Raw genomic sequence first — 8,978 nt, 5'->3', positions numbered from 1 at the left:
GGTCTATATGAACTACGCTGAATTTCCCAGGGATGTAAACCCGGGAGAGCGCATCCTCCTCGATGACGGGAAACTCATCTTTGAGGTCGTGGCGACCAACAAAAAGGATGAGGTACAGGCCAAAGTGATTCAGGGTGGACCATTGAAGTCCAAAAAAGGGGTGAACCTGCCTAATACAAATATATCTCTCCCTGCCCTGACCAAGAAGGATATCAAGGATGCCATTTTTGCCATTTCCCAGAAAGTAGACTGGATAGCCCTCAGCTTCGTCCGATACAGCCAGGATCTCATCGACCTTCAAAACCTTATCGAAGAACACTCCGAACACAAGATTCCCATCGTGGCCAAAATCGAGAAGCCGGAGGCAGTAGAAAATATTGATAAGATCGTTTCCTATTGCGACGGACTCATGGTCGCCAGGGGTGATCTGGGGGTGGAAGTGCCCGCACAGGAAGTCCCGCTCATACAGAAGACCCTTGTTCTCAGGGCAAAGAGGGCCAGGATTCCCGTGATCATTGCCACACAGATGATGGAAACTATGATCACCAGCCTTACGCCTACCCGGGCAGAGGTCAACGATGTGGCCAATTCCGTGATGGATGGAGCCGATGCGGTAATGCTCTCCGGGGAGACCTCTGTGGGGAATTATCCCGTTCAGGTCATTGAAAAAATGTCGAGTATCCTCAGCAGTGTGGAAGGATCAGAACTCATCAAAGTGCCTCAGGAGCCTCCTCATATCAGGACCAAGAGGTATATTACAAAAGCTGTGTGTTTTCACGCAGCTACCATGGCCAACGAGATAAAGGCCAAGGCGATCTCAACCCTTACCAACAGTGGGTATACCGCCTTCCAGATCTCCGCCTGGAGACCGAGTGCCCATATCCTGGTATTTACATCCAACAGAAGAATACTGACCCAGCTGAACCTGCTCTGGGGAGTTAAGGCCTTCTATTACGACAAATTCGTCTCCACGGACGAGACCATTGAGGACGTAAACCGCATAGCATGTCAAAAGGGTTTCCTGGAAGCAGGGGATATGCTGATCAGCCTGGCCGCTATGCCTATCAAGGCTAAAGGGATGGTCAATACCCTCAGGGTCACCGAAATAGATTCCTGTAATTTCTAAAGAAGTTACAATTCAAATCTGAGTTGTACAGAAACGCTTTTTTCCTCGGTGGGGGAGGCGTCCTTCCCTTTGAGATTGGAAAGGGAGATCCCCAGTAGTCGCACCGAATTTTCCAGGGGCTGCTGGTAGAGGAGCTCTATGGCCGTGTCGAGAATCAGGTCCTTGGCACCTATATAATAGGGCAGGGTCCGGCTCCGGGTTTGTAATGTAAAATCGCTGTATTTGATCTTCAGGGTGACCGTCCTGGCAGAAGTGCCTGCTTGGGCAACTCTTCTTGCCAATTCTTCGGCTATATGCCCCAGGCGGTCTTTCATAAATACTTCGCTGCTGAGATTTTCGCTGAACGTCCGTTCCGCACCCAGGGATTTTGGGGTTCGGTGAGACCTGACCTCACTGTGGTGGATCCCTCTGACCACCTCGTAATAGTGAATTCCACTCTTCCCGAAGTGTTCCTCCAAAAACTCGGGGGTCTTGTCCTTCAGGTCCTTGCCCGTAAAAATGCCCAGGTGGTACATTTTTTCTGCCGTCACCTTACCTACGCCGTAGAACTTACGGATATCCAGGGTCTCGAGAAACGGGATGACATCTTCGGGGTTGATGGTCTTTTGCCCATTCGGTTTGTCAATATCGCTGGCCACCTTGGCGATGAATTTATTGATGGAAATGCCCGCGGATGCAGTGAGACCCACTTCCCTGAAAATACGCTCCCTGATCTCTCTGGCGATCAGGGAGGCCGAGGGGTTGCCAGTCTTATTGTGGGTAACATCCAGGTAGGCCTCGTCCAGGGAGAGGGGTTCCACCTTATCGGTGTAATCGAAGAAAATAGAACGGATCTTTAACGAGATCTCCTTGTAGCGATCGAACCGGGGTTTTACGAAAATGAGGTCGGGGCACAGCTTTGAAGCGAGAACCCCACTCATGGCGCTCCGCACCCCGAATTTTCTCGCCTCGTAGCTCGCGGCAGCAACTACTCCTCTTTTGGCCCCACCCCCAACGGCGACAGGCTTTCCTTCTAATTCCGGATTGTCCAGCTGTTCAACGGAGGCATAGAACGCATCCATATCTACATGGATTATTTTCCGGATGGGGAAATCGAACGGCATAAACAAATTTAAGTCATATCTTAGTTTTATGGGCCAGCCATTGAAAACCGCCATAATCCTGGGAGCGACCGGACTGACCGGCGGTATCCTGCTGGAAGATCTCCTGGAGGATCCCAGGTACGGATGTGTAAAGGTATTTACGAGGTCCCCAGTCGGGAAGGAGCATCCAAAATTGGAGGTGCACCTGGGCGATCTTCTGTCGCTATCGGATTTCAAACCGCATTTTAAGGGAGATGAGGTCTATTGTTGTATAGGCACGACCAGGGCAAAAAGTCCTGATAAGGAAAAATACAGGGCTGTGGATTACGGGATCCCTGTAGAGGCAGCCCGATTGTGCAAAGAGAACGAAATAGATACTTTCCTCGTAATTTCTGCCCTGGGGGCCGATCCGGGAAGTGGGATCTTTTACAACCAGGTCAAGGGGGAGATGGAGGAGGCCGTATTGGGGATAGGGATAGACCGAACCTTTATACTGCAACCTGCCCTGATCCAGGGGCCACGGGAGGAGAGCAGGCCAGGGGAATGGATTGCCAGGAAACTCTTTTCAGTACTGGACATTTTCATGGTAGGACCTTTGCGGAAATACAAATCGATCGAGGCTGCGGATATCGTTGCGGCCATGATCCGGCTTGCCAATAAAGGACATTCGGAAAACAGGATCGTTTCAGATACCATAAAAAGCCTTGCCCATGATTGAGATCGAAAGAAAATTCCTGGTGAGGTCTCGTGCATACAGGGATGAAGCCGAAAAAAAAGAGGAGATCATTCAGGGCTTCCTCAATACCCATCCCGATCGTACCGTCAGGATCCGCCTGAGCGGCGAACAGGGATTTCTCACTGTCAAAGGCAGGACGGATGCCGAAGGGATCACCCGATTTGAATGGGAACGGGAAATACCGGCCACGGAGGCCAGGGCCCTGCTGGAAATCTGTGAACCGGGGGTGATCAGCAAGGTGAGATACTTTGTGAGGAGTGATTCACACCTGATCGAGATTGATGAGTTCGGAGGAGCCAATGAAGGCCTGGTCATTGCCGAGATCGAAATGCAGGAAATAGATGAGATCATTGTAAAACCCGACTGGCTTGGGGAGGAGGTAACAGGGGACCCTAAATATTACAATTCCCAGCTCAGTAAAAAACCGTATTCCGCATGGAAAGAAACCTGATCTGTTATGGCCTTCTCTCTTTACTAGTCTCTTTATGCTCCTGTGGGGAGAAAAATAATTCAGACAAGGGGCTTCATATCCAAATGGAAGAGCCGCAAATCTCAAGGGCCCAACTAAAACAGGAACTCACGGCAAAAGGATACCAGGTATTTGATTATGTCGACTCAAAGACGGCAGATACACTCCTGATGCAGCAGTATTTTATCGCCTTCCTGAAAAGAGGTCCGAACAGGTCCCAGGACCAGAAAGTAGTAGACAGTTTGCAGCCCCTTCACCTGGAGCACCTCGGCCGGATGTACAACCTGGGATACGCTGATATTTCAGGACCTTTTGGGGATGATGGGGATATCAGAGGGATTACAATCTACAATACGCCTACTCTGGAAATGGCTGATAGCCTCGCCAATTTGGACCCATTTGTTAAAGCAGGCTATCTCATCATTGAGATCCACCCCTGGTGGGCTGCCAAGGGTTTTCCCCTTAGGTGATTTCTTAAAATGCGCTTTTGAACTGTTCCAGGAAGCGCAGGTCGTTCTCGCTGAGCAGTCGGATGTCCGAGATTTGGTGCAGGAGCAGTGCGATCCTGTCTATACCCATCCCGAAAGCGAACCCGGAATATTCCTTGGAGTCTATGCCGCAATTGTCCAGGACATTGGGGTCAACCATACCGCAACCCATAATCTCGAGCCATCCCGTACCCTTGGTCATACGGTAATCCGTTTCGGATTCCAGCCCCCAATACACATCCACCTCTGCACTGGGTTCCGTGAATGGGAAATAAGACGGCCGCAGCCTGATCTTGGACTTCCCAAAAAGTTCGGTCGTGAAGAACTGCAGGGTCTGTTTGAGGTCTGCAAAGGAAACATCCCTGTCTATATAAAGGCCTTCCACCTGATGGAAGAAACAATGGGAACGTGCCGAGATGGCCTCATTCCGGTACACCCGGCCTGGGGAGATCGTCCGGATCGGAGGTTTATGGGTCTCCATGTATCGAACCTGCACCGATGAGGTATGTGTCCGCAGAAGGAGGTCCGGATCCGTCTGAATGAAAAACGTATCCTGCATATCCCTGGCCGGGTGGTGTTCCGGCAGATTCAGGGCGGTAAAATTATGCCAGTCGTCCTCGATCTCAGGTCCTTCAGACACGTTGAACCCTATCCTGCTGAAGATATCGATGATCTGGTTCTTTACGATGGAGATAGGATGCCTTGATCCTAATTCGAGGGGCTCTCCGGGACGGGTCAGGTCTCCGTATATGGACTTTTGACCTACCTTAGCTTCCAGGGATGCCTTGAGCGAACTGACCTTCTCCGCCGCAAGGACTTTCAGTTCATTGATGGTCTTCCCGAATTCCTTTTTTTGGTCGTTCGGAACTTGCTTGAATTCACTGAAAAAGTGGTTCAGGACTCCTTTTTTACCCAGGTATTTAATCCTGAACTCCTCCACGGCTTCCTCAGATGCCGCAGTGAATTCCTGAACTTCCTTAATATGTTCCTTGAGCTGGTCGATCATTTTAGGTATACTTGGTTTCCCGCGTTCAAAAATAGGTGTTTTTTGGATTTCACCGGCACCCCTTACAGCAAAGTTTGGGGTTGGCCATCAATCTGGGTCATGGGTTGTGTGTTCGTTGTTTTTCAATACGTATTTCACGCATTGGCCAAAGCTTTCAAAAATATGCTCATGGGGAACCAGACCGGGAATGATATCGATCCGCTCCATCAGATATCTCGGCTGATCCAATACCCTGACAAAGAGAACGCGGATGTTCCTACTTCTCAGATCTTGCAGGACATCTTCCATTGCGTAGAGGCCGGACTGGTCCATATACTGCATCCTTCCCAGGCGGATGATTACCGTGGATGCGGTATTCGGGATCTGGTCGGCCAGCATTTGGAAATCACTCGTCGTCCCGAAGAAGAGAGGCCCTTTAATGTGTTTTATAAAAACCTTTTCCCGCAGGAAGTTGGGAAAACCCTTTTCATCTGCCCAGGCTTTCTCGGTGGCCACCGACCTGATCTCTGAGCGCTTAGCGGTAAGGTCCCCGATCTTTTTCATAAACATCAGAGAGGCTATGACCAGGCCAATACCCACAGCGTATACCAGGTTCCACAGCGTGGATAGTACAAGGACTACCATCATGATAATGACCTCCATACTCATCCTCAAGGGACCTATTTTTAGATCACGGGGAAGGCTGGGAATGGCTTTAAGGCCTTTGTAATCCATCACCTTGATCCCTACGGTGATCAGAATGCCTGCAAGCACGGCTGCAGGGATTTGTGACGCTACCGGGCCAAGGGCGAGCAGGATCACCATCAAAAGGAGGCCTGAGATCATCCCGGAGAGTCTTGTCTTCCCCCCGGCGTTGATATTGACTACGGTCCTGATGGTTGCTCCCGCTCCCGGGATACCTCCAAATACAGCAGCTATACTGTTACCAATTCCCTGCCCGACCAGCTCTTTGTTGGGATTGTGTTTAGTTTTTGTCATATTATCCGCCACTACGGAGGTGAGTAAGGAGTCAATGGATCCCAGCAAGGCCAGGGTAAGGGCCGTAAATACAAATGGGGTTATGGACTGCAAGCGGAATTCAGTAATGATCTCGAGGTATGGGATGGGAAATCCCTCGGGAATCGTCTCAATAGGACGATAATCGAGCCCAAGGCCAAAGGCTGCCCCCGAAACGAGGATCAGGCCCACCAGGGTACTCGGCAATTTATTGGTGATTTTTTTGAATCCAAATATGATCACCACCGTGATCAGTGCCAGGATAAATTCAGTCCACTTTATATCGCGAAGTGCCCTGGGCAAGACTTTAAAGGCCCCTATAACCCCAGATGCTTCCTTTGCGGCCAGGACCTGTGCCTCTTCCATGATCTCCCCTTCCGTGATTTCTCCTGCCCTGGAGATGGTCTCGTGAAAATCCTCCAGCACGAGGATCCCCTCCCCGGCCTCTTCCCTCAGTATGTTCTCCAGGATCAGTTCCTCAGCCTGTGGTTTGAAGGGTTCTACCCAGTTCCTGTCCTCTTTGGGGTAGTAACCCAGGGCGGGTAGTAATTGGGTGATGATGATAATGAGTCCGATGGCGGTCATGAACCCTGAGACCACGGGATATGGAATATATCGAATATAACTCCCTAAACCGATAATTCCCAACCCGATCTGCATAAAGCCACTGAGCAGAAATACGGTAAGGATGGCAGGGAGGGCCTTTTCCACGCTGCCATCGTACACTGCGATGATCCCGGCAATAACGATCATGCTGACAGCGGTCATGGGGGCTGTGGGCCCTGAGATCTGGGTAGGCGTCCCTCCGAAGAGTGCTGCAAAGAAGCTGATAAAGATGGCCCCGTACAGACCCGCACTGGGTCCGAGACCGGAACTAACCCCAAAGGCCAGGGCCAGGGGAAGTGCGACGATCCCGGCAGTGATCCCTCCAAGGAGGTCACCCCGAATATTCGCAAACAGGGATTTCATTAAAAGGTCAAATCGGTTGTCCCTTCTAAGATACTCAATTCCCCAAACAAAAAGCCAGTAAAGTATACTGGCTTTCAATAAATTAGACAGGAAGGGGGGGTGATGTCAATCCAGGTGATAAATCTCCATGATATTCGACAGGATCTTTTCGAAATCTATCTTCAGGTCGATCAGTTCCCCCGAATGAATGTCGAAAACCCAGCCGTAGACCTTGAGGTTTCGCTCGCGGTAGGCTTTCTGCACAGCTGCCGTTTTAATCAGATTTACGCATTGCTCCTGCACGTTCAGTTCTATTAAGCGCTCATACCTCTTATGTTCATCCGCAATGGCGTCGAGCTCCTTTTTGTGCAGGCGGTACACGTCCCGGATATTTCTCAACCAGGGATTGAGTAGGCCCAGGTCTGCGGATTGCATGGCGGCCATGACCCCACCACATCCGTAATGGCCGCAAACCACCACGTGGTTCACTTTCAGGTGCTGTATGGCATATTCTACCACTGACATCACATTCAGGTCGACACTGATGACCATGTTCGCAATATTCCTGTGGACAAAGACCTCACCGGGCCCCAGTCCCATGACCTCTTCAGCGGTGACCCGACTGTCTGAGCATCCTATATAAAGCATTTCAGGATTTTGACCTTTGCCCATCTTGTTAAAAAAATCGGCATCGACCTTTAATTTATCCTTTATCCAGTTTTCATTGTTTTTGAATACGTGTTCTATTTTCATGTTAGGTTTCTTTAAGCGGTTTTTCTCTTATTATTATTTGGCCTGAGGTTTATATAGTCCATGAACCTCGCAGGATTTTCCACCGTACCTTTTTCGGCGATCAGTGTTATATGAATATTGCGTTCAAGGGCCTTGTAGGAGAAATCATCCAGGATCTCAATGATATCGTAATCCAGGAAGCGTGTATTCCTCACATCCAGTTCAAGATACGTATCTTTGGGGAGACCTTCTAATTCCTTAAGGATCGCTCCCTTGTTAAAAAAGGTCACCTCTTCAGCCAGGGTCATCTTTATTTTATGGAACCCGTTGCTTTTATCCTGGATGTGGAGGAAGTGGGAATTCTGGTAGCTCTTGATCAGGATGACCACGATCCCTACCCCGAGTCCCAATCCAATTCCTATCAGCAGGTCTGTGAAAATGATCCCCAGGACCGTGACCGTAAAAGGGATGAATTGTTTCCAGCCCAGGTCATACATCTTGAAGAATAAGGCAGGCTTGGCCAGTTTATACCCCACGATAAAGAGGATGGCTGCCAGGACTGACAAGGGGATCATGTTGAGAAGCCGTGGGATCAGGATCACGGAGATCAGAAGGAAAAACCCGTGTATGATCGCAGACAATTTGGATTTTGCCCCCGATTGTATGTTAGCTGAACTGCGAACAATTACCTGAGTGATCGGCAATCCACCGATAAACCCAGAAATCATATTTCCAGTTCCCTGGGCGAGTAGTTCCCTGTTCGTCGGGGTTACGCGTCTTTCCGGATCGAGCTTGTCAGTGGCCTCTACACATAACAAGGTCTCCAGACTGGCTACCAGGGCAATGGTAAAGGCGGTAATCCAGATCTCCGGTTGGGTGATGACTGAAAAATTAGGAAAACTGAACTGAGCCAGAAACGAAGCCGTATCCTCCGGAATAGGTACTTTTACCAGGTGATCCGTTGAAATTCCCCAGTACGAGTTGTCTTTGGTAATCGCATAGAACAATATGCCCACAATGACTGCTACCAGAGGTCCCTGTACAAGTTGAAAGAACTTCGCTTTTTTGATCAGCACTTTATCCCAGAGAACCAGGATGCCCAGGCCCAGGACGGCAACAGCTGTTGCGCCAGGACTGATATATTTAAGTGCGTTGAAGATCTCAGAAAAGGTGTTTTCCCCGTCAACCTGCATAAAGGCCAAATCTCCTTCCGGATCGGCATCATAGCCGAAGAAATGCGGGATCTGTTTGAGGATGATGATGATCCCGATCCCGGTGAGCATCCCTTTGATCACCGACGATGGGAAATAGTACCCAATAATTCCGGCTTTTAAGACGCCGAAAAGAATTTGTATGGCTCCACCGAGAACGACAGCCATCAGGAAGTTCTGGTAT

General features: G+C 49.8%; 9 protein-coding genes. 4 read left to right on the top strand and 5 right to left on the bottom strand.

Features of this window, described 5'->3' with window-relative positions:
* Window positions 1-1,126: pyruvate kinase (gene pyk / locus ABYP73_RS08675; protein ID WP_372974054.1), on the top strand; the 1,126-nt coding region annotated here is incomplete at its 5' end.
* A 5-nt stretch (window positions 1,127-1,131) separates the two neighbouring features.
* On the opposite strand, the gene dinB is transcribed toward pyk, so the two are convergent.
* Entirely contained in the window at window positions 1,132-2,229 is a 1,098-nt protein-coding gene (dinB, locus tag ABYP73_RS08670; RefSeq protein WP_372974053.1) for a DNA polymerase IV, read from the bottom strand.
* A 28-nt stretch (window positions 2,230-2,257) separates the two neighbouring features.
* On the opposite strand from dinB, the gene ABYP73_RS08665 reads away from it, so the two are divergent.
* From ABYP73_RS08665 to ABYP73_RS08655, 3 genes are read left to right on the top strand one after another with little or no spacing between them, the layout of a single operon-like run.
* Window positions 2,258-2,926, top strand: a complete 669-nt coding sequence (locus ABYP73_RS08665; protein WP_372944530.1) for an NAD(P)H-binding protein — start codon at window positions 2,258-2,260, stop codon at window positions 2,924-2,926.
* Complete coding sequence (locus ABYP73_RS08660) at window positions 2,919-3,395, top strand: CYTH domain-containing protein (protein ID WP_372944529.1); 477 nt, start codon at window positions 2,919-2,921, stop codon at window positions 3,393-3,395. The genes ABYP73_RS08665 and ABYP73_RS08660 overlap by 8 nt, the downstream gene beginning before the upstream one ends.
* Window positions 3,380-3,883: a YciI family protein gene (locus ABYP73_RS08655; RefSeq protein WP_372974052.1), complete on the top strand. Its 504-nt coding sequence runs from the start codon at window positions 3,380-3,382 to the stop codon at window positions 3,881-3,883. The genes ABYP73_RS08660 and ABYP73_RS08655 overlap by 16 nt, the downstream gene beginning before the upstream one ends.
* Window positions 3,884-3,887: 4 nt before the next feature.
* Here the strand turns inward: ABYP73_RS08655 and pheS are convergent, their stop codons facing one another.
* The 4 genes from pheS to ABYP73_RS08635 form a co-directional block, all read right to left on the bottom strand.
* On the bottom strand, window positions 3,888-4,907 hold the full coding sequence (gene pheS, locus ABYP73_RS08650; RefSeq protein ID WP_372944527.1) for a phenylalanine--tRNA ligase subunit alpha: 1,020 nt from the start codon (window positions 4,905-4,907) through the stop codon (window positions 3,888-3,890).
* 87 nt (window positions 4,908-4,994) lie between these two features.
* Window positions 4,995-6,872 (bottom strand): SulP family inorganic anion transporter, encoded by a 1,878-nt coding sequence (locus tag ABYP73_RS08645; protein ID WP_372974051.1) that lies wholly within the window; start codon window positions 6,870-6,872, stop codon window positions 4,995-4,997.
* A 105-nt stretch (window positions 6,873-6,977) separates the two neighbouring features.
* On the bottom strand, window positions 6,978-7,604 hold the full coding sequence (locus ABYP73_RS08640; RefSeq protein WP_372944525.1) for a carbonic anhydrase: 627 nt from the start codon (window positions 7,602-7,604) through the stop codon (window positions 6,978-6,980).
* Window positions 7,605-7,615: 11 nt separating this feature from the next.
* The coding region (locus ABYP73_RS08635; protein ID WP_372974050.1) for a SulP family inorganic anion transporter at window positions 7,616-8,978 on the bottom strand (1,363 nt) is incomplete at its 5' end.

The organism is Muriicola sp. (genome assembly GCF_041567615.1).
In the GTDB taxonomy this organism is placed as follows: domain Bacteria; phylum Bacteroidota; class Bacteroidia; order Flavobacteriales; family Flavobacteriaceae; genus Muriicola.
This window is presented reverse-complemented; position numbering and strand designations above follow the sequence as displayed.

Bases quoted from the DNA above. Each gene is read 5' to 3' on its own strand.
- ABYP73_RS08640 (WP_372944525.1), bottom strand. From the start codon at position 7,604: ATGAAAATAGAACACGTATTCAAAAACAATGAAAACTGGATAAAGGAT.
- dinB (WP_372974053.1), bottom strand. From the start codon at position 2,229: ATGCCGTTCGATTTCCCCATCCGGAAAATAATCCATGTAGATATGGAT.
- pheS (WP_372944527.1), bottom strand. From the start codon at position 4,907: ATGATCGACCAGCTCAAGGAACATATTAAGGAAGTTCAGGAATTCACT.
- ABYP73_RS08645 (WP_372974051.1), bottom strand. From the start codon at position 6,872: ATGAAATCCCTGTTTGCGAATATTCGGGGTGACCTCCTTGGAGGGATC.
- ABYP73_RS08660 (WP_372944529.1), top strand. From the start codon at position 2,919: ATGATTGAGATCGAAAGAAAATTCCTGGTGAGGTCTCGTGCATACAGG.
- ABYP73_RS08655 (WP_372974052.1), top strand. From the start codon at position 3,380: ATGGAAAGAAACCTGATCTGTTATGGCCTTCTCTCTTTACTAGTCTCT.
- ABYP73_RS08665 (WP_372944530.1), top strand. From the start codon at position 2,258: ATGGGCCAGCCATTGAAAACCGCCATAATCCTGGGAGCGACCGGACTG.